The sequence below is a fragment of the Spirosoma panaciterrae DSM 21099 genome (assembly GCF_000374025.1).
Lineage (GTDB): Bacteria > Bacteroidota > Bacteroidia > Cytophagales > Spirosomataceae > Spirosoma > Spirosoma panaciterrae.
The window spans coordinates 125,346-148,667 of record NZ_KB893179.1 but is presented as its reverse complement, the minus strand read 5'-3'; the positions used below and the strand labels follow the sequence as shown (position 1 = coordinate 148,667).

The following is a 23,322-nucleotide window of genomic DNA, read 5'->3' as shown; positions in this document are numbered from 1 at the left end:
CAACAACCTACATTCATCAGAAACCATGCACGCGTACGTAACCGTTTTTTATATTCTTATAGCCATGGCCGCCACAGCGCAGAATCGCCAGCCCGACTACGCCCGCGACTGGAAACGAGCCGATTCGCTGGCAAACAAAGGACTGCCTAAATCGGCTCTGGATATTGCCAATCGTATTTATAAAGAAGCTAAAGCGCAGAAAAACCATCAGCAGGTGGTTAAAGCGTCGATCGCGCGTACTGTTTTTCGCAGTTTTTCGGATGAAGATGCGTACAAAGACCTCATACACGGGCTTGAGAGCGATATTCGTGAAGTGCCTGAGCCGGGTAAATCAGTTCTGCAATCGGTTCGGGGCGGTCTCTACTGGCAGTATTTTCAGCAAAACCGTTATAAATTCTACAACCGAACAACCGTTAATGCGGGCAATACGCCGTCAACATCAACGGGCACTCAGACTGATTTTACAACCTGGGATGCCCGCCAGTTGGTCGATGTCATTACGAAAGCCTATCTGGCTTCGGTGCAGCCCCACGAACTACTACAGAAAACCCCTATTACGGCTTATGAGGCTCTACTGGAAAAAGGCGATGCTGATGCCCGTCTGCTACGGCCCACACTGTACGATCTGCTGGCCCACCGTGCGCTTGAGTTTTTTCAGAATACAGAGCCTGATCTGCTAAAACCCGTTTTCAGGTTCGAATTGGACCAGTCGGCTTTTCTGACTGAGCCCGACGTATTTACAAAACTCGCTATCCGAAGCCAGGATACGTTATCGGGTCGTTATCAGGCTGTACATCTCTACCAGCAATTACTCGCGTTTCATTTGCATGATGCGAACCCGAGTGCGCTGGCCGATGTGGACGTTCTCCGATTGGCTTTCGTCCATCGCTACAGTGTTGTGCCCGAGCGGGATTCGCTTTATCGGCAAGTACTTGAAAAACAGATAACCCGGTATAAAAACAACCCGGCCGAAGCAGTATATGCCTATCAGCTAGCCGAGTTTCTGGCTAATCATGGGGTGGTCAATCCATTGCCAGAGGGCGATGATCCGGGCGACAAACCTGTGCAGCCCAATCGATGGAATGCGAAACAGGCGGCCGACATCTGCCGGGATATACAGAAACGATTTCCGAAAACCCGTGTCGCCAAACAAGCCGATCAATTGCTGAGTCGATTAATGGCCCCGAGCTACTCAATACAGGTAGAGCAGGTCAATGCACCGAATCAGCCTTTCCGAGCCCTTGTCAGTTATCAGAATGTCAATAAGTTAATTTATCGGATTATTCGGCTGTCGGTATCGGAATTGCAGAATTACCGGGACTTATACCGAAGCGACGACCAACTGAAAAAACTCTACGCAGCCTGGCAGAAACGGCCCGTTGTTGCTGAACATACGGTCAGTCTGCCCGATGATGGTGATTTAAACCGTCATGCAGTTGAAATACCGATTATGGGTCTGCCAATAGGACACTATATGTTGCTGGCAACCAGCGACAGTAAGTTTCAGGAAAAAACCGAGTCGGCTCAGTACACCGCTTTTTCAGTCTCAACGCTCGGGTATATCGCCCAGCCTGTTAACCAGGAAAAGCGGCTTCAAAAGGTATTTGTTACCAACCGACTGACCGGACAACCGCTCCCCGGTGTACGGGTAAGTGTGGTCGGTGAGAATTCGCCAGCGCCAATTCCCGGACGCAATCCGGCAAAAACGAATGCCAATGGCTGGGTAGAGATGGTACCGGGGGCACAATCCCAGCAGAATAACTTTTACTATCTGATTACGTCCGGCAACGATACGCTGCTATCAGAGCAGCAATATTACTATCGGTATGGGTATGAGCGAAATGAGCCCAAAATACAGACCTACACGCAGCTTTTTACCGACCGAGCCATCTACCGACCGGGCCAGCCCATTTATGTGAAAGGACTTCTGTATGAAGGCAAAAACAATCAATTTGACATCGTTTCGGGTACCGACATTGCCGTGGAGTTTCGCGATCAGAATGGGGAGCGGATCGCCATGCAAACGCTTCGTACCAATGAGTTTGGTACGTTTAGCGCAAGTTTCACGGCACCTGTCGGGCGATTGACGGGCATGATGACCATACAGACATTAAGCGGCTCAACGAGCATACGGGTTGAGGAGTACAAACGCCCAACGTTTGAGGTAAAAATAAAACCCATCAGGCAGTCGTTCAGGCTGGGGCAGACCGTGACCCTCACGGCTGAAACCAAAACATTTTCGGGGGCTGTCGTCGATGGGGCCGCTATCCGCTACCGGGTTGTACGTAAACTTCGCCCCCGGTGGGACTGGTGGTACATAGCCCGTAACATGGCTCAGACGGAAATCGCCAACGGATCGGCCCAAACCGACAAACAGGGTAATGTTACAATTACATTTCCGGCCACACCCGACCGCGATCAAGCCCGTTCTACTAACCCCATCTTTGATTTTGAGGTAACCATCGATGTAACTGACCAGGCTGGCGAAACCCGAACAGCTACCGAAACGCTTCATATTGGCTACTCGGCATTGCGGGCCGAATTGCGAATTCCGGCACAGGTAGAGATCGACGACCCGGCACCATTCCCATTGCGGGTAACGAATCAGTCGGATCAGCCGGTTTCGGCGAAAGGTCAGCTAACGATTTACCGATTGCAGCCACCTGCTCGCCTTTTACGAAATCGGTTATGGAATCGCCCTGATCGCCAGGTGTTAAGCAAGGCCGAATTTGAAAAGCTTTTCCCGAACGATCTGTTTGCCAATGAGGCCGACCCCCGTACATGGACCAAAGGCGAAATCGTTCAGCAGCAGGCTATCACTGCTCCGGCCGATTCGCTCATCAAACCCGTACTAAATCGGTATACACCCGGCGAGTACGTTGCTGAACTGAAACTAACCGATTCGACCGGAGAAGTTAGCCAGGAACAAGTCTTTTTTGCCGTCGTAAATGACAAGCAGCCCGCAGCTTCGGCACGTATCGACGATTGGGTACAGGTTCGGAAAGCGACGGCCGAACCCGGTGGCGAAGCGATTTTCTGGGTTGGTAACAGCCAGCCGGGGTGGGTTCTGTTAACGGTCGAAGAAAACCATCAGATTGTCCGGGAAGAGTGGATCAAAACGGATGGTCGTCCCCGGCGTGTTAGCTTGCCCGTCACCGACCTGCAGCGGGGTGGCTTTGCAGTACATTTTGCCATGATCCAGACCGGAAGGCTGTATCAGAAAACGCAGCTTATTACCGTACCATTTACCAACAAGCAGCTTACCATCGAAACCCAGACATTCCGAAACAAACTCAAGCCGGGCGAACGGGAAGAATGGACGCTGAAAGTGAGTGGGCTGGATAAGCTGCCCGCCGAAGTGGTGGCTACGTTGTACGATGCTTCGTTGGATGCGTTTGATCCGCTCAACTGGCCAACGGTTCTTTATCAGCCCTATAGTCCTATTTTTTCGGATTGGCAAACGGGCGGTTTTGGCGTTCAGGTAAGCCGAAATTTGATCTATCGCTATCGCCCTGACCTCAGCGTGCCGATACTCCGGTATGACCAGTTACTATGGGTGGCCCAGAATAATGTGATTCGTCTACGAGGGTATGCGCCCGGAAAGCCCATGATGGCCATGGCTAAAAGTGCTGCCCCTATGCAGCAGGATGCAGCAGCAGGAGCCGCACAGGTAGAAGAATTACGGGAATCCGTGGCCGCTGAACCAGGCCCCAATTATAAGTCCGATTCGCCCGCCAAACAACCCGAACTCACTAACCCACGCCGAAACTTCAACGAAACGGCCTTCTTTTTTCCACAGCTTAAAACAGACGAGAAGGGACGGGTTGTACTGAAATTTACGATGCCGGAAGCGCTCACACGCTGGCGGTTGCTTGCCTTTGCCCATACGAAAGATCTGAAGACGGGAACGCTGGAGCGGGAGATCGTGACGCAGAAGGAATTGATGATTACGGCCAATGCGCCCCGTTTCCTGCGTGAAGGTGATACCATACAGGTGCGGGCACGACTGACCAATTTATCAGACCGACCCTTATACGATGCTACAGCCAACCTTATCTTAACCAATGCCTTGACGGGTGAACCGTTGCCAACACCGCAGCGCGTAGCTGGCGAACAGGTGGCTATTATGACGCCCGGTTTAAGTACGTCGGTTGGCTGGACGATTATCGTACCGAAAGGGCTGGAAGCTGTCACCTGTCGGTTATCGGCGCAGTCGGGAACATTTACGGATGGTGAGGAATTTACCGTCCCAGTACTGCCGAACCGCATGCTCGTAACGGATTCGCAGCCGTTCTGGGTTAATGGGAAAGAGACTAAAACGTTCAAACTAAAGCCATTGACGAATCTGAATCCCGAACTGCCCGTACAGCATGAACGACTCACCGTGGAGGTAACAAGCAATCCAAGCTGGTATGCCTTGCAATCGTTGCCGTATCTGATGGAATATCGGTACGAGTGTGCCGAACAACTCTTCAGTCGATTGTATGCCAATAGTCTGGCTGCGCATATTGTGGGTAGCAAGCCTGCTTTCCGGCAAGTGATTGCCGAATGGCAAAAGAATCCACCTAAAAGCCCGCTGGAATCGAACGAAGAGTTGAAAGCCGTTGCGCTTGAAAACTCGCCCTGGCTGGTGAGTGCCCGGTCAGAACGTGAGCGTCAGGCCAGGCTGGGGCAGTTGCTGGATGCCAATCGGATGGAAAACGAGCAGCGTCTGGCACTTGATAAATTACAGCAGCTACAAACGGAAACCGGGGGGCTCCGTTGGTTTGGCGGCATGGAGCCAAATTTGTCTATCACCTTACATATGTTGAGCGGGTTTGGGCATTTGCAGAAACTGGGTGTTACGTTTCCTGATGACATGCAGGGTAAACTAGCCGATATGCAACTCCGGGCCATTCAGTATGCCGATGCCGAATTGAAAAAATGGGTAGATGCACAACAAAAAGCTGAATCGAAGAAGGGTACAAAAAAGGTAGGAGGCTGGTATTTCTCAGCGACTCAGTACCTATACGCCCGGAGTTTCTATCTGGATAAACCTGTTGATAAAGCGGTATTGGCTTACCTGAAACGACAGATTACAGAACAGTGGCAAAACCAGAGTTTGCAGGGACAGGCACTATCGGCGATGGCACTCGCCCGATTTGGAGATACCCAAACAGCCAATGGTATTCTGAGATCATTGCGGGAGCGGACCCGAAAAAGCGAGGAACTGGGCATGTACTGGCCCGACAATACCAGCGGCCTTTACTGGTATCAGACACCCATCGAAACGCAGGCGTATCTGATCGAAGCATTTGGCGAAATTAACCCGAATCAGGCCGAAATCGATGACATGAAACGCTGGCTCTTGCGTCAGAAACAAACCCAATCCTGGGAATCGACCAAGGCAACGACCGAAGCCATCTATGCGATACTGCTGAGGGGAACCGACTGGCTGGGTACAGGTGTAAGTACGCAGGTTAATCTGGGAGGGCAGCCCATCGAAAGTCGGGTTACCCAATCCGATGCCATAACGGGCTACGAAAAAGTAACCTATGCAGCCTCGGAGATCAAATCCGACATGGGAACCATTCAGGTAACAAAAACTTCGGATGGGCCTGCCTGGGGAGCTTTATACTGGCAGCATTTCGAACCCCTCGACCGGGTGATGCCGGGTAGTGCCGGATTATCGGTACAAAAGACTTTGTATATCCAACGGGATTCGCCCACGGGTCCACAGCTTTCGACTGTAACCGAAAAAACAGCTCTTAAACCCGGTGATTTGATTAAGGTGCGCCTAGTCCTGAAAACCGACCGGGCCATGGAGTATGTTCACCTGAAAGATAGTCGGGCATCAGGTTTTGAGCCGGTAGCTGCTTTGTCGGGCTATAAATACCAGAACGGCCTGGGATATTACGAGTCGCCCCGCGATGCCAGTACCGATTTCTTCATGAGTTATCTGCCCGTAGGTACACATGTGTTCGAGTACGATCTGCGCGTGGCACAAATGGGAGACTTCTCAACGGGCGTGGCAACCGTTCAGTGTTTCTACGCTCCCGAATTTGCAGCCCACTCAGCGGGCGAACGGGTACGGGTAAGATAGAACAGGCGTAATCAATAAATGAACCGTTTCAGCTCGACTGAAACGGTTCATTTATTTAACAACGGCCGTCGCTTCCAGTTCAATAGCGAATCCGTAGTGTAATGGATTGACGGGCACTACCGATCGGGCTGGGCGATGATTCCCAAAAAAATCAGCATAAATCGCATTGACCGTAGCCCATGCACTCATGTCTGTAATAAAGACACTAACTTTCATAACCTGATCACGACGGCTACCCGCTGCCTGCAAAATGGCGTCCAGATTGGCCAGAATCTGTTGGGTTTGTTCGGCCACAGTGGCGTCTGTCAGTTTCTGACCATCTGGTGTGATGGGCAAAATTCCCGATATAAATACCAGATCGTTGTGAACAACGGCTTGCGAATAGTGGCCACCTGGCAAGGGTGCGTTTGGGGTCTGGATAAATGTCATGGCAACGTTCGGTGAATACTGTATAACAGCGTTGAAGTTAAGACATATTTCTCCAGATAAGGGAGTGATTCCCCTTATTCGCCCTTCAACACGTTTATCGGATTGCCCTTTGCGGCTTTCATCGCCTGTGACCCAATCATCAGGAAAGCAATTAGCAAGACGACCAGCAGACCAACCAGCAATTCAGCCACCTGCACAGGGGTATGATACGGGAAACGAGTCAGTACAACCTTCTCGAAGAAAAGGTAGGTTACAGGTAGCGCGATGAGTGCCGATAGCGACAGCATAACCAAAAAACCACGGCTCAGCAGATAAATGAGGTTGCCTGAGCTTGCTCCCATCACTTTGCGGATGCTGATTTCTTTAAGTCGGGTTTCGGTGGTGTAGGCCACCATGCCGAACAAACCCATCGACGCAATCGAAATAGCCAGGAAAGAAAGAAAACCAATGATCTTGATCATAGCAGAAAATTCGCTGTAGGCATCTTCTATTTCCTGGGTATAGAATTTAGCTTGTAAGGGATGCACGCGGTCGATCTTTTTCCAGGCCGACTCAATTTTGGCTCGGGTGGCCAACAGGTCAGTACTCTGAATCTTGGCATTGATCATGGCCCTGTCGTCGGGCGTCCAGGCCATAAAGGCGACCGGCTCAATGAGATTATCGACCTTGCCATAATGAAAATCTTTCATGACGCCAATGATGGTCATCCGGCGAGTGCCATGAAAACTACTGAAAATTACCTGTTTACCGATGGCTTTTTCGGGATCTTTATAGCTAATGTTAAATCGCTTCAGGACTTGCTGGTTAACGATGACTTCAGTAGCTGCCTCGGTTGACGTAGGCCGGGCCTTGAAGTTGCCTCCCGCAATGAGCTTGTAGTTATGGAGAGCCAGATAGTTCTGGTCAACGTGGTTTGTCAGGACCAGCGCCGAATCGCGCAAGTCGTTGTATTTCATATAACCACCCCAGGCATTCCCAACGCTGGTAATGATGAGTGATCGGGATAGGGCCGTTACGTCTGGGATCTCGCTCAACTCTTTCATGAATGCATCGGGTTTATTACCCTGCATATTGATGTTCAGAATATTTTCGGTATTGAACCCGAGATCGAAGGCCAGTATGTTTTTGTATTGTACATAGCCGATGGCGGTTGCCGTGATAAACATGAGCGTCAGTGTATATTGAATCACGACCAGGGCGCGTCGGAGGGTGGCGTATTTGAATACCTTCACCGTCGATACATTTCTGAGGGCACTGATCGCGCTGACTTTCGAAAAGAACAGAGCAGGCATAAGCCCGGCAATAACCCCTACAGCGATTGAAAAGACGATGAACACCACAACCACCGACGGAGTTAGGGCGAGCTTTACCGTTTGCTGCAACTCAGGGGCTAGACTAATTAATTGCGGGCGTAAGAGGAGAAAGAGAATGAACGAAAGCAGAAGAGATACGAGCGAAATCAGGACTGACTCCACCAGAAACTGTTGCCATACCTGACTTTTTCCGGCACCGATCGCTTTACGGAGGCCCACCTCCTTAAAACGGCGCATGGCGCGGGCCATCGACAAATTCGTGTAGTTAAAGCAAGCCGACAGAATCACGATGAGGGCCAGACCACCCAGTATCCAGAGTACGGTTGGCGGCATGTGAGGACCTGCGTAGCCACTACCTTCCGAACGACGGAGATTTTCACCAACTACAATTTTAGATAATGGAAGAAGCTCAAATTGAACCCTGGTATTTTCTTCAAGGCGGCTTTCCTCGCTGGCAACGGCATCAAGAGTCGACTGGATTGATGCCCTATCGGCCTGGTCTGGCAGCAGCAGGTACACGAAGCTCGATGGGGAATTGGCCCATTTGTCGATATTGTTTCGGTTGAGTTGCTCGGCCGTCGACAGCGATACCAAGGCTTCGAAGTGGATGTGCGAGAAGAAGGGCACGTCCTTCATGACGCCCGTAACCTGGTAATCGAGGGTATCAAACCTGACCACCTTACCTAGCGCATCGTTGAGGCCAAACAGTTTTTGGGCGGCCGTTTCCGTCAAAACAAGCGAATAAGGGTTTTTCAGGGCGGTTTCCGGATTGCCTTCCAGCATTGGAAACGTAAAGACGTTGAACAGGGATGGATCGGCCCAGAAGCCCTTGATTGGCAATACCTTATCGCCAACTTTCGCGTCCTGCGAAAAGTCGTTGCGAAGAATAGTTACCTCTATGCCTGCATTTGGGTCATTGCCCGCCAGTTTTTGCCGAATCTGTTTGCCCGCGTTTATCGATGTGGTGGCAAACTTAGCTCGGTCGCCGTGCGCCGTCCGAACGTTGGTAATGCGGTAGATTCTGTCCCCGTTCTGATGGAACGTATCGTATGAATACAGGTCCAGTACAAACGCAATCAGTAGCAAACCTACAGACATACTGATGGCAAGGCCAAGGCTATTGATGGCCGAGAAAAGCTTGTTACGCAGTAAGTTGCGCCGTGCCGTTTTGATGTAGCTTCCGATCATGACCCAGTTTGGTAAAAGGCTGTCGCAAAACTATCGGGCTAGTCTGGTTCTAATGAAGAAATGGGATGAATTGGGCTAAAAATGGGATGAATCAGGGATGTTGAACGGCCTTATTCACCACTCATCAACACTTCGGTGGCTACGCGCTCGCCAGAACGAATAGCGCCTTCGATATAGCCATTCCAGACATCGGACGTTTCGGTACCGGCCCAGTGGATGCGTCCAACGGGCTGGCGTAACGCTGGACCCAGGGTGGTCCATACACCCGGCCCCATCAGGCCTGCATAGCATCCGCGCGACCATTCTTCATTCATAAAACTATGGTCGAGATACCGGACAGGATTTAACGCCTGCGTACCAAAAAAAGTAGCAAACGAGTGGAGGGCTGATCGTTTTCGATCGTCTTCAGACAATGCTGAAAAGGCTTTGGCCTGATTGCCGAGTACGAATCCCATCAATACACCGTATGAGCCATCCCTGGGCGAATTGTCGAAGGTAACGGTTACGTGGCCATCGGGCGTAGCTGCCAGACCATTCAATCCCTGCTCGCGCCAGAAGGGCTTTTCGTAGATGGCGTAACACTTCCACACCGATCCCATGGGCATTCGCTGAATCAATTGGGCGCGCTGTGCTGGCAAAATAGGCTGGAAATCAATACGGCTCTGAAGAACCGGCGGTACAGTGATGATAACCCGCCTGGCTGTATAGGTTCCTTTTGTGGTGACTACATGGATATGTTCTCCGGTATGATTAACTGCTTTAACGGCTGCATCAAAAATAAGCTGATTGCTGAACGTAGCGGCTAAGCGGTCGGCAATCGTCTGGGCACCACCCACAAATCGTTCTTCCTGTGCTCCATTTTTGATATTCATCAGCGTGTCGAGGTCCCGGCACGATTTTGTGTAAAACAGCGCATGAAGGAGTGAGATTTCGGCGGGGTCGGCTGCCCAGATGGCTTCGGTAGCTACCTGGAAAAATTGCCGGGCTACGTCAAACCGCATTTGTCGACTCATCCAGATTGCCAGGGTCATCGAATCGAGATGCTGTGCCTTGGGCGTTGCCCAGGGTTCGGCCAGATTTACATTTTTCGATAGCTTATTGAGTTTCTTTATGGCCGCGTCCAGGCTCAGGAGCGCACCGATGGGCAAGGGTGGAATCAGGCCCTTATACCGTTTGACCTGTCCCCGAAAATACTGCGTGCTTTTCCCTTCGTCGTAGGTTGGGTAGGTCTCAACGCCAAACTCACGTGCCAGCGCATACAGTCGGTCCTGCGTTGGTCCGACCCAGGCACCGCCCAGATCAACGTAAGTACCATCGTCGAACCGTTGCGTCCAGACCCGTCCTCCAATACGGTCACGAGCTTCGAGCAACAGGACCTTTTTTTCAGCTTTAAGAAGTTCGCGTGTGGCGGTCAGACCTGCGTAGCCTGCGCCAACAACAATGACATCGTACAACGTATTCGGTTCGATCATAGTGGTTTAGGAATTCATGACCCAACCTACAGAAAAACAACGACCCTAAAAAATGACAAATGCCATAACCTAAGGCTATGGCATTCGATACGAACATGAACAGGATCGGGCTTTACACAATCGCATCCAGCAAAGACGTCACGATGGAAACTACAAAGCTGAACAAGAGTGCGGCAATAAACCCTGTCACCTGAAAACTTGGAATCAGATAGGCGGTCAGATAAACCATGAGCACATTCAGAACCAGCAGGAAAAGCCCCAGCGTGATAATCGTGATGGGAATTGTCAGTACGGTCAGAATGGGTTTAATAAAGGCGTTCAGAAAACCCAGTACGATGGCTACCATCAAGTAGGTACCCGCTCCGCCCGACACATGAATGCCCGGAATAAATATACTGGCGATGTAAACCGCTACTGCGCTAATCAGGATGCGAATAATCAATCCCATAAAATCGGTTTGTGTTTGGTGAGAAAAGGGCGCAACCGCCACATTGATGGCTGCTAATATCGAACAACAAACTGCAAATCAGAAATTATTGTTTTGAATGTCGCCCCTGCAATACGGCCACAATGTCGTCGAGTTGAATATTTTTCTGTTCCAGCAGCACCAGAAAGTGAAACAGCAGATCGGCGGCTTCGCCCTTAAACAGGTGATCGTTATTGTCCTTTGCTTCAATGACCAGCTCTACAGCCTCTTCGCCAACTTTCTGAGCAATCTTGTTTACCCCTTTGTTGAACAAGCTGGCTGTGTACGACTGGTCGGAAGGGTTTACTTTCCGGTCGTGGATAACTTGCTGTAAATAGTTCAGAAACTGGCCTTTTCCTAGATTCACTTCGTTGAAACAGGTATCGGCACCCGTATGGCAAACGGGTCCGGCTGGGCTGGCTTTGATTAGTAGGGTGTCGCCATCACAGTCGACCAGTATTTCCCGTACGTGCAGAAAGTTGTTGGATGTTTCGCCCTTCGTCCAGAGCCGTTGTTTGCTACGACTGAAAAACGTAACAATGTTTTCGGCTGTGGTTTTGTCGTAGGCTTCCTGGTTCATATAGCCCAGCATCAGCACTTTACCCGTATCGGCATCCTGAATAACGGCGGGAACCAGACCGTCGGGCGATTTATCAAAATTAATTTCGGAATTCATAACCGCAAAGGTAAGCTCTACGCCCGAATCGTGTGCACAAACTCAAGAATGCTCTCGGCCGATGTGCCTTTCTCTTCCAGATGACGAATGAAGGCGCTGCCAACAATAGCCCCGTTCGCATACTCGCAAGCTGTGTCGAACGTATCATGGTTGTTGATACCAAAACCAATCAGGCGCGGGTTTCGGAGATTCATGGCCTGAATACGCTCGAAGTACCCACGCATGGAATCGCTGATCCCCTTGGTAGACCCTGTAATACTTGCCGACGACACCATATAGATAAACCCATCCGATTCCTCGTCAATAAGACGGATGCGGTTTTCGGAGGTTTGTGGGGTAATCAGGTTCACGTTCAGAATGCCGTATTCCCGGAAGGTCGGTGCATAATCGGCCAGGTATAAATCCAATGGCAGATCGGGCAGAATAACGCCATCTACACCCACTTCCTGGCATTTTTTACAGAACGCTTCGACTCCGTATTGCAGAACGGGATTGATGTAACCCATCAGCAGGATCGGTACGGTAACCGGATCACGGGATTGGCCCTGGCGACATCCTTCCAATTGATCGAACAACGTCTTCAACGACATGCCATTATCCAAGGCTTTGCCATTGCTCTGCTGAATGGTTTCGCCGTCGGCAACCGGGTCGGAGTAGGGCATACCAATTTCAACCAGATCAACACCGGCCGCCTGTAAACCACGAAGAATGGTTACGGTATCATTCAGGGCTGGGAAACCGGCGGTAAAATATACGTTTAGCAATCGCTCACTTTTCTGCGAAAATAAGTCGGTTATGCGGTTTTGGGTTAAGGTCATAAACGTATGTGCGGGCTTTGGCCCGTAATGAGTTTTTGCACGGGCCGAAGCCCGTACATACATTTTACAGATGCTTTGAGTACGTACTTAAATCTTTATCGCCCCGGCCTGAAAGGCAAACAACGACAACATCATCGGGCTGAAGATTCATTTTTTCGAGAGCTGCCAGAGCATGGGCCGATTCCAGTGCGGGAATAATACCTTCCAGTTTGCTAAGTTGAAAACCGGCTTGCAGGGCTTCGTCGTCGGTAATGGCATAGAAATCGCCCCGGCCCGAATCGAACAAATGGGCGTGCAGTGGACCGATACCCGGATAATCGAGCCCCGCCGAAATCGAATACGGCTCAATAACCTGCCCATCTTCGGTTTGCATCAGAATGGTTCGGCTGCCGTGCAGTACACCCGGTTTGCCCAGTGCCGTTGTGGCAGCCGAATGCCCCGAGGTTACGCCTTGTCCAGCGGCTTCGGCCGCTACCAGACGAACAGTTGGCTCGTTGAGGTAATGGAAAAACGCGCCGGCGGCATTGCTGCCTCCACCTACACAGGCCACTACGTAATCTGGGTTCTGGCGCCCTGTTTTTGCAAAGAGTTGTTTCTTTACCTCTTCGGAAATGACCGACTGGAAACGGGCAACCATATCGGGGTAGGGGTGCGGCCCAACTACCGAGCCGATGATGTAATGCGTATCGACCGGGTTGTTGATCCAGTGCCGCATGGCTTCGTTGGTCGCATCCTTTAGGGTCTGGCTACCCGACGTGGCCGGAACTACCGTAGCACCCAGCATCCGCATTCGGTCTACATTGGGCTTCTGGCGCTCCATATCGATGCTGCCCATATAAACGATGCATTCGAGACCCATCAGGGCACAGACCGTAGCCGTCGCCACACCATGCTGACCTGCTCCAGTTTCGGCTACAATTCGTTTTTTGCCAAGCCGTTGAGCTACCAGAATCTGGCCAATGGTGTTATTGACTTTATGAGCACCCGTATGGCACAGGTCTTCGCGTTTGAGGTACACCGTTGCGCCTACTTTTTCGGATAGTCGCTTAGCCAGAAACAAAGGCGTTGGTCGACCTACATAATCTTCAAGCAATTGCCAGAATTCAGCCTGGAACGCCGGGTCGTTAATGATATTGAGGTAGTTCTGGCGTAGTTCTTCAACGTTTGGATAGAGCATTTCCGGAATGAAGGCTCCGCCAAAGTGGCCATAAAATCCTTTATCAGATACCTCGAAAGAGGTTTGGGGTTCAAGAGTGGTTTGCATGATAGCTTCAACGTTTAAACAAGCCCTTGGACTTGCTATAAATAATAGCTATGGTCTCGATGGTGAGGAATAAAAGTAGGCTTGTGATTGTAACAAAATAGCGGCTCCAGTTAAACCTTAATCCATGATTTGAGAGATGAATCCAGGTGTCGCCAATGAAGTTATGTAGAATGATGGTGCTACAGGTTAGCCCCAAATAGGAGAGAGTTAGCCATAGAATCACCATAAAGACAAAGCAGGCCAACAATCTTTTTAATAGAACCATACTTCTTTACCCTTATCTCCTTCGGCTAATAGTGCGTCCATTCGCTTGTTTTCTTGGTCGGTAAATTCAGGAAATTCTAGTAGGAAAGGTTCCTTAACCGATGTTTCTTCAAGAAACCGCTGAACACCCCAACGTTTTATATCGCTAGGTTTATAAATGTTCAATTGCCCTTTTTTCATAGGAGGGATTTCACCTTCTACCTGTTTCGTCGTTTCCATTAGCGTAAGTTGTTTAATAGCAAAACAAACTTAGGTTCAGAATGATTTTCTGCTGAATTACACCGTTTCTTCTTCCTCCACAGGCCGTACACGGTCGATCAGTTCTTTCACTTTGGCGACGTCCTTGATACCCGGTTCAATCTCAACCTGGCTGTTGACGTCAACACCGTAAAGTTTCATACCCTTCAGCGTATCCAACTGGCTGAGATTGTCCAGTCCGATGCCGCCACTGATGAAGAACGGTTTCTCATTGTCGTATCGGCTCAGAATGGTCCAGTCGAAGGTAATACCGTTGCCGCCAGGTTGGTCGCCTTTGGCATCGAACAGGAAAAAGTCGCACTGGGCTTTGTAGTTGTTCAGCATCGAAAAGTTGAACGACGAATCAACCCGGAACGCTTTGATGATGTTAATACCGCGATTTCGTAGGCTTCGGCAATAGTCGGGCGTTTCGTTGCCATGTAACTGCACATACTGAAAATCGTACTTCTTCACCGTCCGCAGAATGGTGTCCGGGCTGGCGTTGACAAACACACCTACCTTACGTATGCTGCGGGGCAGCGATTTGACCACTTCTTCGTCTAACTCTTCGCCGACAAAACGGGGGGATTGATCGTAGAAGATAAATCCGATAAAATCAGGGTGTAAAGCGGCAATTTCTTTCAGGTTGTTTGGGTCGCGCAGACCGCACACTTTGATTTTCATGAGCTGTACAAGTTTGTAGAAGTGGACATGCGTGAAGTAAAATCAGTGACTATATGCTGTAAAGCTGCGGCTGGATCGGCTGTTTTCATAAACGCTTCGCCAATCAGAAACCCATCGAAACCCGCCCGGAATAAGGTTAGCATGGTATCGGCATCATGTAGCCCGCTCTCGGTAATTTTGGCAACTGTGTCGGGAATCCGCTCCACCAGGCGCAACGATGTATCGATAGAGGTCGTAAACGTTTTGAGATTACGATTGTTGACACCCACCAGATCAACGTTGACATTGAAACTGCGGTCAAGCTCTTCTTCGTCGTGAACCTCAAGTAAAACCTGCAAGCTCAGGTCATGGGCCTGTAGGCTTAGATCGGCCACTTCGTCGGGCGTTAGGCAGGAGGCAATCAATAGAACGACATCGGCTCCCCAGGCTTTGGCCTCCAGCAGTTGGTACCGATCAATCACAAAATCCTTGCGAAGAATCGGAGTGGATGGATTGGCTAGACGCGCTGCCTGTAAATCGGCAGGTGTGCCACCAAAAAAGGGCTCATCGGTCAGAACCGAAAGAACGGCGGCTCCGGCCCGAACATAGCCCTGTGTGGTTTCGGCTACATCGACCTTGTCGTTGATAATCCCTTTGGAAGGCGACTTACGTTTGAATTCCGCAATGATACCCGACGAACGGAATTCCTGTACCGCATCCCGCGCTGATAGGCCGATCCGTTTAAAGTCAGGCATTTGTTCCAGCACAGCTATGGGCGTAGCTTCTTTTCGCTGGGCTACTTCGATTCGCTTCTGGGCAATGATTTGATCAAGAATGGTCATTTTATGCAATCAATTTCTTAAAACTTGCCAACGCACGTCCGCTCTCCAGCGATTCGCGGGCTATAGCGACAGCTTCTTCCTGCGTGTTGGCCTTTCCGGCTGCCAGTAGTGCCATCGCTGAGTTGGCTAAAACAGCTTGTTTCTGTGCAGGCGTTGCTTCGTCGTTCAATACATTCATAAAGATCTGTGCCGATTCATCCAGGGTCTGGCCACCTGCCAACGATTCGGGGGTTAACGTATCCAGTCCTAACTGTTCTGGCTTTACGACCTGTTCTGTCTGATTACTAATGACTTTGAACGGCCCCGTTAACGAAATCTCATCGTAACCATCCAGCGCATGCAAAATCATGAATTGCTTGTCGGTTTGCTGATAAAGGTACGCATATAATCGCGCCAATTCAAGGCTGAACACCCCAACAAGCTGTTTTTGAGGTTTGGCAGGATTAATCATGGGGCCGAGTACATTGAAAAATGTTTTTACACCCAAATCTTTGCGGATGGGGGCCACATTTTTCATAGCGGGGTGGAAGAGGGGGGCGTGCAGAAAACAGATACCGGCCGTTTCCATTTTACGCTGCAATTCACTCACATCATTGGTAAACTTGTACCCGAGTCGCTCCATAACCGTCGATGAACCCACCAGCGACGATACACCGTGATTGCCATGCTTGGCTACGCATTGCCCAGCCCCTGCAACCACAAACGACGACAAGGTAGAGATATTGAACGTATCCTTGCCATCGCCCCCGGTACCGCATAAGTCCATTGGATCGTAAGCCACCAGATCGACCGGGAGGCAGAGTTCGAGCATCGCATCGCGGAAACCTTCCAGTTCTTCGAGTTTCAGGCTGCGCATCATATAAACAGTCAGAAACGAAGCGATCTGTGCTGCGTTGTATTGGCCCCGACCAATACCCAGAAGTACCTCACGGGCCTGGTCTTTCGTCAGCGACTTGTATTCAAATAGGTGATTTAGAATGGCTTTCATGCGTAAATACTGTATAAAAAGCAGAATTAATGGCTAGGCTGTTCGGGTTAATTGAAGCATTTGAAAAGCGCCCTTTTGAAAGTGGTAGGGAACATGTACGACCTCCGCCTGAATGTGTTGGGACCGACAATCAGCCAAAACCTGATTCAGGTAAGGAGAGGGGATTCCAGTCAGTGAGATCAATGGAAAAATTCGAACCTCATTTGCCACGCGCATTAACTCCTGGATGGCTGTTTGATGGAACGCTTCCGATAAATGTTCTGAATACAGAAAGAGTAAGTGTGAACATAAGGCCAAATCAAATGACTGGTCTGAAAAAGGCAGCCTGGGCAAGGCATAGACCAGGTAACGGTCTTGCTGTTTGCCGGTTTCGTAATCAGTCAGAAAATGGTTCATGGCTTTCATACGCTCCCTGCCTAATTCATCCGGGTTCTGAAAAAAAGTCCAGTTGTACTGCGCTTCATCGGTTTGTACGTTCTCGATAATGGTGTGGTAGGTAGCCTCAATCCGTTTTTCAATTTCCTGGGCCGAAAAAGCATAAACAGGATCAATTGAAACAACCGAACCGCCAGCCGCTGTTTGCTCGGCGTTGAAACTGGCCGGGCCATCACCTACGCCCAATATCCGCTTGCCTAAATCGGCATCGGTGAGGTTGAACATTCGTCGATATTCCTCCTGCGTTCTGCCCCAGGGGACAATTTCGGCCAGTTTCATAGGGCCAACCAGTTTTCAATCATCTTCACCCCGTTTTCGGTGAGTACCGATTCCGGATGGAACTGTAGACCGCGCACATCATACTGTTTATGCGATAAACCCATGACCCGACCGTTCTCATCCACAGCCGTAATCTGAAGTTCGGTGGGCATCGAATCGGGTACCACCGTCCAGGAGTGATAACGGCCAACGGTTAATTCGTCTGGTATACCAGCAAATAAGGGTTCGGAGCGATCAGTAATGGTAGCCCGGTGAGCAATACCGTGCAGCACATCGCCGAGGTTTTCGAGGGTTGCCCCATACACTTCGCCAATACCCTGATGGCCCAGGCAGATGCCCAGAATACTTTTGGTAGGACCGTATTGGCGAACCAGATCCTGCATAATACCCGCTTCGGAAGGGATACCCGGCCCCGGCGAAAGCATGATCTTGTCATACTGACCAACAGCTTCCAGGGCAATCTTGTCGTTCCGAATTACGTCGGGCTTATGGCCTAGCTCCCGTAAGATGTACACGAGGTTGTACGTAAACGAATCGTAGTTATCTAAGACTAAAAGTTTCATTTTTTTCAGGAGTAAGGAGCGAGGTGTGAGGAGTGAGAATCCATCTGGTTGCAGCCTTTTGCGTCAGCCTAAGTGGTCCGGTATTCTCACAGCTAACCCCTCGCTTCGAATACGTTATAATTGTTTTGCCTGTTCGATGGCGGTACGAAGAGCCGCTAGTTTGTTGTGTACTTCCTGCAATTCGCTCTCAACGACCGACTTGGCTACGATACCTGCTCCGGCCTGATAATACAGCGTATTGTCTTTGCTCATAAACGTCCGAATCATAATGGCATGGTTGAACTCCCCATCGAAGCCCATATAGCCAATACTGCCCGAATAAAAACTACGGCTTATGTTTTCGTAACGGTCGATCAACTGCATCGCCATGTGTTTGGGTGCGCCCGACAGCGTGCCTGCCGGGAAGGTTTCGGCTACGATCTGAAGTGGGTCGGCTGATTCGGTCAGGTCGCCTACTACTTTAGATACCAGGTGAATGACGTGTGAATAGTACTGTACTTCCTTAAACGTCTCGACTTTGACCACATCACAATTGCGGCTCAGGTCGTTCCGGGCGAGGTCGACGAGCATTACGTGTTCGGCCGATTCTTTGGGGTCGTCGTACAGTTTTTGCGCCAGTTCGGCATCGTGAACATCATCGCCCGTTCGTCGGAAAGTCCCGGCGATTGGATAAATGGTTGCCTTCCGGTTCTTTACCACAATTTGCGACTCGGGCGATGAGCCAAACAGCTTGTAATTGCCGTAATCGAAATAGAACAGGTAGGGCGACGGATTCAGCGAGCGAAGGGCTCGGTAAACGTTAAACTCATCACCTGCAAATGGCGTGGAGAACCGACGGGAAAGAACGATCTGGAATACATCGCCCCGGTAGCAGTGATCTTTCCCTTTCTGAATAACCGCCCGGAATTCATCGTCGGTAAAATTGGATTGCTCAGGCCCTGCGGTGTTGAAGGAATAAATGGGGTAGTTACGACTGGTGATCAGATCGCTGATGTAGTCCAACGTGCTTTCGGGCTCAGTGTCGCCATCACGCAAATAGCTATGCTCAAACAGATGAAGCTCGTCTTTAAAATGATTGATGGCCAGCACGTAGCGATATACCGTAAAAACGGCTGCCGGAATTTGATTTTCGGTCGGTACGGGTGCGTGGAGGTTAATATCTTCAAAGCCCTGCACTGCCGGAAAACCGAAGTAGCCGAACAAGCCATTGGTGATAAAGGGAAATTTCGACTTTTCGTGTTTAAAACAGTCTTTAAACTGCTGCAAAGCCGGTCGCATTTCCTGAATCGGTAATTCCCGCACTTGCTCCGATTCGCTGGGTAGCTGTACAGTCAAGCGGGCGTTGTCGTACGAAAAGCGAGCTACCGGATCAAAAGCGATATAGGAATAACTATTGTCGTTGCCGTGATAGTCCGAACTTTCGAGCAGGATGCTGTTGAGGAATCGGTCGCGGATACGCAGGTAAATGCTCACGGGCGTGATGATGTCGGCCAGCATTCGTTTATGTCGGCTGACAATACGGTAGGTTACTGTAGGCGGAAAGTCGGTTGTCATGCTAGTTGTATCTGTCAATGGTTCGGAGAAATGGAAAAAAATAAGGCTCACCGGGATGACGGTGAGCCTTTAGCAAAATTTGTTGGTAAACAACAATAGCGGCAACCCTCATCCCAACGTAGGAGAGTGCCACCACCAAATCATGTTGTTAACCGCAGTATTCATTGTATCGATAGCCACTTGTGTGGTCATTAATAGTCATTTGCTTGGTCGGGGTGGCGGGATTCGAACCCACGACCTCTACGTCCCGAACGTAGCGCGCTACCAGGCTGCGCTACACCCCGCATTGAGGGCACAAATATAAACGGTTTATTTTCGTTCGGTCAAGCAGAAGATGATTTTTTTCTCCAGGTTCGTTCTTGTTACATTTCAAGTACCCGTACCCGAATGCTTTTGTTCTCGTTTAGGTCGAACGATGACTGGTCGAAATCGGGTGGACCCATGAGCATGGCTACATTCGAAAAGCCAAACGGTTCGGCAGGCATTTGACCCGAAAAGTCCATTTTCTTGTTGTCGTTTAAATCCTGAAAAAGACGGACAGCATACCGACCCGGAGCCAATCCGTCAAAGACGCAGGTAATTTCACCCGAAGCCGGTACGTCGATCACTTTTCGTTGAAGGGATTCACCACTGAAGTTGGCTGGGGTATTGGCTAGTCCAACGTATAATTTCCCCGTTCGGTTATTGACATTGTGAATCACAACCGATAACGAATACGTGTTGCTTACCGTAGCAGTGGTTGACGATGGGGTTTGTTGGGCCAGACAGGGCTTGCTAAGATTGGTTATAAAAAGAAGGCTGGCAAAAAGGGCAACGAGTATCGTTTTCATAGTTGTGTGTTGATTGTTTCGTTTAGACAAACCTAGACGCCTTTTGCTTGCCTAGCAAATAGCTGGGATAAACAGCACGTTTTAGGGACAAACAGCAATAATAAGGCTAATTACAGGTTTCTCTGGGTAGTTTAGCAAACGAAATCATGCTATATTCAAGGTTAGATTGCCGGTTTTGGTGTAGCGAATTTCTTCTTCGGCCAGCATCAATTTTAGAGTTTCGGCCAGGATTCCAGTGTCGGTATAGGCGAAGTGTTGCGCCAGTTGTTTAGGGGATACCCCCGGGCCATTGGCCAGAGCAACATAGTCGCGCACCTGTTTGCGAACGGTCATTGCAGCCGCTTCCGACGCTTTTTTCTGTTTCAGGCAATTATCACAAATGCCACAGCGGTCGCCCGGTTTTTCGCCAAAATAGGCTTGTAGTAATCGGGTACGGCATTGGGTGGGGTGTTCGGTATAGGTAATCGCTGCCTGAACTTTCCGTAAGGCAAGCTCTTTCCGTCGGTTCAGCTCCTGAATGTTGATGGGCAGGGTTGTAGCGTCTAAGCGTGGGGTTAAAAAGGTCAGTTGCGGTTTATCTTTCTGCTTTTCGTAGACGACCACATTGCGTTCATGCAACTGCTTCAGAAGTTGCTCAATTTCAGGTTGATTGAGCAGAAACGTCCGCGCCAGCGTCGACTCCGAAATGGTGACGAAATCAGTAAATAACTCGCCCCCATACATCCGAAGTAAGAGTTTCAAAAAGGAATCATACGTTGGGTTCATCACCTGAAATTCATACAACTGCCGATTGTCGAGCACGAAAGTCAGCCGGGAGGGATGAAAATAATTTTCATTGAGCTGGATGAACCCTTCGAGCTGCAGTTGTTTCAGCGCGTAATGGGTTTCCTGAGGGGGCAAACCAAATGTACTGGTGAAAGCGCCCAGGTCGAAATCGTAACTGCTGAACTCTCCTCCGCCCACCGGAACCGCCGTGTAATTGGCCAGTGCCTGATACACCCGCCGAAGCATATCGACCGGCTGATACAGTTGCTCTACCCGTAGCTGGAGTTTGTTCAGGTCGTTGGGGGCGTAGAGCATAACGGCATAGGCTTTCTGACCATCTCGCCCGGCCCGACCAGCTTCCTGATAATACGCTTCGAGCGAATCAGGCACATCCAGATGCACCACAACACGAACATTGGGCTTGTCGATGCCCATACCGAAGGCATTGGTCGCTACCATAACACGGGTACGATCCTGAATCCAGGCATCCTGTTTTTCGGTTCGTTGCTGCGTGGTCAGTCCGGCATGATAAAAATCGGCCGAAATTCCCTGACGACTGAGCCACTGGGCTATCTGCTGGGTTTGTTTCCGGCTACGCACGTAGATAATGGCACAGCCTGGTACGTTTTGCAGCACACGCAGCAGCCGGGCTTCTTTGTTCTCTTCGGATACCGCCGAGTAAGAAAGGTTGGGACGGGCAAAGGTTTGCCGAAATACGGTTGGTTGGCGAAGGGCCAGTTTATCGACGATATCCGTTTGTACATCGGGAGTAGCCGAAGCGGTCAGGGCAATAATGGGCGTTTCGGGGATTAACTCCCTAAACTCAGCAATTTGCAGGTACGGTGGCCGGAAATCATACCCCCAGGCCGAAATACAGTGAGCCTCATCGACAGCCAGCAAACAAACCGTCATCTGCTTTACCCGCTCAATAAGGATTTCGGTTCGCAGTCGTTCGGGCGAAACATACAGAAACTTCGTGTTGCCATAAATACAGTTGTCCAGGATGGCGTCAATTTCGCGGTAGTGCATGCCCGAATACACGGCTGCTGCCGGAATGCCCCGTCGCCGTAACTGTTCGACCTGATCTTTCATCAACGCAATAAGGGGCGTTACCACAATGCAGACCCCTTTCATGGCCAGGGCCGGCACCTGAAAACAGATCGACTTACCACCTCCTGTTGGCATCAGCACAAGCGAATCCTGACGGTCCAGCGCCGTGTTGACCACATCTTCCTGCATGGGCCTGAAGTTGTCGTATCCCCAAAAGTGTTGTAAAATCTGCCGGGTTGTCAAAAGAGTCAGCTGAAAGTTGTTGGTCAGTAGTCGATAACAGAGAAACGAAAACGTGCGTGGTTGCCGCCTTTCGCCTATCGACTATTGCGCGAATTTACGGTTTGGAAACAGAAGTTTGGAGCAGGTAGTTTTAAGAATAGAACTAAATTCGTACAGACCAACGAAAAGGATTATGATTCAGAAAGTCATTAAATCGGACGAAGAGTGGCGTAAAATTCTAACGCCGGAGCAATATCGGGTAACGCGGGAGAAAGGCACAGAACGGGCCTTTACGGGCGAATATTGTGAAGCCCACGATCCGGGAATCTATGCCTGCGTATGCTGCGGAACCGAATTGTTTGAGTCGAAAACCAAGTTTGAATCAGGTACGGGCTGGCCAAGTTTTACGGAGCCAATTGAGGAAGACCGGATTCGCCTGGAAAAAGACTTCAGTCACGGTATGTTTCGGGTGGAGGTGTTGTGCAACATCTGTGACGCGCACCTCGGCCATGTATTCAACGACGGTCCACCTCCAAATGGGCTCCGGTACTGTCTGAACTCGGTAGCCCTGGTGCTTAAACGGGCAACCGAAGCTGCTTAATTTATGGTCATTGGATGGTAATTGATCGTCGGTTATTAAAAGCAAGTAAACTACTAATGACAATGAATGAAGCTGTTTAAACTTTTCTACCGAGGCCATCTTTGTCATTCCGACCGGGACGCGGAGTCGAACGAGGAATGCCAAAAGTGCTCATTTAGAGGCTATTCCCAAAAGTTTAAATAGAAGCTGTTTAGGGTTTCAGTTCGAGAGCATTTTTGTCATCCCGACGAAGGAGGGATCTTCTGTAGCTGAAAAACTTCCAGCTACAGAAGATCCCTCCTTCGTCGGGATGACAAAACCGCTCAACTCTTATCCTTTTTT

At 50.0% G+C, this 23,322-nt stretch carries 18 protein-coding genes and 1 tRNA gene; 2 read left to right on the top strand and 17 right to left on the bottom strand.

What is annotated here, in order from left to right; genetic code table 11:
- Positions 1-25 precede the first annotated feature (25 nt).
- A complete protein-coding gene (locus tag B153_RS0110900) occupies positions 26-6,082 on the top strand; it encodes an alpha-2-macroglobulin family protein (protein ID WP_020596739.1) in 6,057 nt (2,018 codons plus the stop codon).
- Positions 6,083-6,133: 51 nt separating this feature from the next.
- Here B153_RS0110900 and B153_RS0110895 read toward each other — a convergent pair whose 3' ends face one another.
- From B153_RS0110895 to B153_RS0110815, 17 genes are all read right to left on the bottom strand, one after another.
- Positions 6,134-6,511, bottom strand: coding sequence for a RidA family protein (locus tag B153_RS0110895; protein WP_020596738.1), 378 nt, complete (start codon positions 6,509-6,511; stop codon positions 6,134-6,136).
- A gap of 74 nt (positions 6,512-6,585) precedes the next feature.
- Positions 6,586-9,012 carry an ABC transporter permease gene (locus B153_RS0110890; protein WP_020596737.1) on the bottom strand — a complete coding sequence of 809 codons (2,427 nt, stop codon included), beginning with the start codon at positions 9,010-9,012 and terminating at the stop codon, positions 6,586-6,588.
- 110 nt (positions 9,013-9,122) lie between these two features.
- Complete coding sequence (locus B153_RS0110885) at positions 9,123-10,484, bottom strand: flavin monoamine oxidase family protein (RefSeq protein WP_020596736.1); 1,362 nt, start codon at positions 10,482-10,484, stop codon at positions 9,123-9,125.
- A gap of 112 nt (positions 10,485-10,596) precedes the next feature.
- Positions 10,597-10,932, bottom strand: a complete 336-nt coding sequence (locus B153_RS0110880) for a phage holin family protein (protein WP_020596735.1) — start codon at positions 10,930-10,932, stop codon at positions 10,597-10,599.
- A gap of 85 nt (positions 10,933-11,017) precedes the next feature.
- The gene (hisIE, locus tag B153_RS0110875) at positions 11,018-11,626 is read right to left on the bottom strand and encodes a bifunctional phosphoribosyl-AMP cyclohydrolase/phosphoribosyl-ATP diphosphatase HisIE (RefSeq protein WP_020596734.1); all 609 of its coding nucleotides are present in this window, start codon (positions 11,624-11,626) and stop codon (positions 11,018-11,020) included.
- Between the two features lie 17 nt (positions 11,627-11,643).
- Positions 11,644-12,444, bottom strand: coding sequence for a tryptophan synthase subunit alpha (gene trpA, locus B153_RS0110870; RefSeq protein WP_026262063.1), 801 nt, complete (start codon positions 12,442-12,444; stop codon positions 11,644-11,646).
- Between the two features lie 64 nt (positions 12,445-12,508).
- Positions 12,509-13,708 (bottom strand): tryptophan synthase subunit beta, encoded by a 1,200-nt coding sequence (gene trpB, locus B153_RS0110865; protein WP_020596732.1) that lies wholly within the window; start codon positions 13,706-13,708, stop codon positions 12,509-12,511.
- A 252-nt stretch (positions 13,709-13,960) separates the two neighbouring features.
- Positions 13,961-14,191, bottom strand: coding sequence for a hypothetical protein (locus B153_RS0110860; RefSeq protein WP_020596731.1), 231 nt, complete (start codon positions 14,189-14,191; stop codon positions 13,961-13,963).
- 57 nt (positions 14,192-14,248) lie between these two features.
- On the bottom strand, positions 14,249-14,893 hold the full coding sequence (locus B153_RS0110855; protein ID WP_020596730.1) for a phosphoribosylanthranilate isomerase: 645 nt from the start codon (positions 14,891-14,893) through the stop codon (positions 14,249-14,251).
- Positions 14,890-15,714 (bottom strand): indole-3-glycerol phosphate synthase TrpC, encoded by an 825-nt coding sequence (gene trpC / locus B153_RS0110850; RefSeq protein ID WP_020596729.1) that lies wholly within the window; start codon positions 15,712-15,714, stop codon positions 14,890-14,892. Before trpC ends, B153_RS0110855 begins: the two co-directional genes overlap by 4 nt.
- A gap of 1 nt (position 15,715) precedes the next feature.
- Positions 15,716-16,702 (bottom strand): anthranilate phosphoribosyltransferase, encoded by a 987-nt coding sequence (gene trpD, locus B153_RS0110845; protein WP_020596728.1) that lies wholly within the window; start codon positions 16,700-16,702, stop codon positions 15,716-15,718.
- A 33-nt stretch (positions 16,703-16,735) separates the two neighbouring features.
- The gene (locus B153_RS0110840) at positions 16,736-17,416 is read right to left on the bottom strand and encodes a class I SAM-dependent methyltransferase (protein ID WP_020596727.1); all 681 of its coding nucleotides are present in this window, start codon (positions 17,414-17,416) and stop codon (positions 16,736-16,738) included.
- Positions 17,413-17,979 (bottom strand): anthranilate synthase component II, encoded by a 567-nt coding sequence (locus tag B153_RS0110835; protein ID WP_020596726.1) that lies wholly within the window; start codon positions 17,977-17,979, stop codon positions 17,413-17,415. The genes B153_RS0110840 and B153_RS0110835 overlap by 4 nt, the downstream gene beginning before the upstream one ends.
- A 114-nt stretch (positions 17,980-18,093) precedes the next feature.
- Positions 18,094-19,533, bottom strand: a complete 1,440-nt coding sequence (locus B153_RS0110830; RefSeq protein WP_020596725.1) for an anthranilate synthase component I family protein — start codon at positions 19,531-19,533, stop codon at positions 18,094-18,096.
- A 207-nt stretch (positions 19,534-19,740) separates the two neighbouring features.
- Positions 19,741-19,817 (bottom strand) — tRNA-Pro (locus tag B153_RS0110825).
- Positions 19,818-19,895: 78 nt separating this feature from the next.
- Positions 19,896-20,363 carry a DUF2141 domain-containing protein gene (locus B153_RS0110820; protein ID WP_020596724.1) on the bottom strand — a complete coding sequence of 156 codons (468 nt, stop codon included), beginning with the start codon at positions 20,361-20,363 and terminating at the stop codon, positions 19,896-19,898.
- A 144-nt stretch (positions 20,364-20,507) separates the two neighbouring features.
- Positions 20,508-22,421, bottom strand: coding sequence for a RecQ family ATP-dependent DNA helicase (locus B153_RS0110815; protein WP_026262062.1), 1,914 nt, complete (start codon positions 22,419-22,421; stop codon positions 20,508-20,510).
- Positions 22,422-22,593: 172 nt separating this feature from the next.
- On the opposite strand from B153_RS0110815, the gene msrB reads away from it, so the two are divergent.
- Positions 22,594-23,001, top strand: coding sequence for a peptide-methionine (R)-S-oxide reductase MsrB (msrB, locus tag B153_RS0110810; protein WP_020596722.1), 408 nt, complete (start codon positions 22,594-22,596; stop codon positions 22,999-23,001).
- Positions 23,002-23,322: the final 321 nt, after the last annotated feature.

What these genes read in the sequence shown, in the direction of transcription:
- B153_RS0110900 (WP_020596739.1), top strand. Translation starts at nt 26, where the DNA reads ATGCACGCGTACGTAACCGTTTTTTATATTCTTATAGCCATGGCCGCC.
- B153_RS0110895 (WP_020596738.1), bottom strand. Translation starts at nt 6,511, where the DNA reads ATGACATTTATCCAGACCCCAAACGCACCCTTGCCAGGTGGCCACTAT.
- B153_RS0110890 (WP_020596737.1), bottom strand. Translation starts at nt 9,012, where the DNA reads ATGATCGGAAGCTACATCAAAACGGCACGGCGCAACTTACTGCGTAAC.
- B153_RS0110885 (WP_020596736.1), bottom strand. Translation starts at nt 10,484, where the DNA reads ATGATCGAACCGAATACGTTGTACGATGTCATTGTTGTTGGCGCAGGC.
- B153_RS0110880 (WP_020596735.1), bottom strand. Translation starts at nt 10,932, where the DNA reads ATGGGATTGATTATTCGCATCCTGATTAGCGCAGTAGCGGTTTACATC.
- hisIE (WP_020596734.1), bottom strand. Translation starts at nt 11,626, where the DNA reads ATGAATTCCGAAATTAATTTTGATAAATCGCCCGACGGTCTGGTTCCC.
- trpA (WP_026262063.1), bottom strand. Translation starts at nt 12,444, where the DNA reads ATGACCTTAACCCAAAACCGCATAACCGACTTATTTTCGCAGAAAAGT.
- trpB (WP_020596732.1), bottom strand. Translation starts at nt 13,708, where the DNA reads ATGCAAACCACTCTTGAACCCCAAACCTCTTTCGAGGTATCTGATAAA.
- B153_RS0110860 (WP_020596731.1), bottom strand. Translation starts at nt 14,191, where the DNA reads ATGGAAACGACGAAACAGGTAGAAGGTGAAATCCCTCCTATGAAAAAA.
- B153_RS0110855 (WP_020596730.1), bottom strand. Translation starts at nt 14,893, where the DNA reads ATGAAAATCAAAGTGTGCGGTCTGCGCGACCCAAACAACCTGAAAGAA.
- trpC (WP_020596729.1), bottom strand. Translation starts at nt 15,714, where the DNA reads ATGACCATTCTTGATCAAATCATTGCCCAGAAGCGAATCGAAGTAGCC.
- trpD (WP_020596728.1), bottom strand. Translation starts at nt 16,702, where the DNA reads ATGAAAGCCATTCTAAATCACCTATTTGAATACAAGTCGCTGACGAAA.
- B153_RS0110840 (WP_020596727.1), bottom strand. Translation starts at nt 17,416, where the DNA reads ATGAAACTGGCCGAAATTGTCCCCTGGGGCAGAACGCAGGAGGAATAT.
- B153_RS0110835 (WP_020596726.1), bottom strand. Translation starts at nt 17,979, where the DNA reads ATGAAACTTTTAGTCTTAGATAACTACGATTCGTTTACGTACAACCTC.
- B153_RS0110830 (WP_020596725.1), bottom strand. Translation starts at nt 19,533, where the DNA reads ATGACAACCGACTTTCCGCCTACAGTAACCTACCGTATTGTCAGCCGA.
- B153_RS0110820 (WP_020596724.1), bottom strand. Translation starts at nt 20,363, where the DNA reads ATGAAAACGATACTCGTTGCCCTTTTTGCCAGCCTTCTTTTTATAACC.
- msrB (WP_020596722.1), top strand. Translation starts at nt 22,594, where the DNA reads ATGATTCAGAAAGTCATTAAATCGGACGAAGAGTGGCGTAAAATTCTA.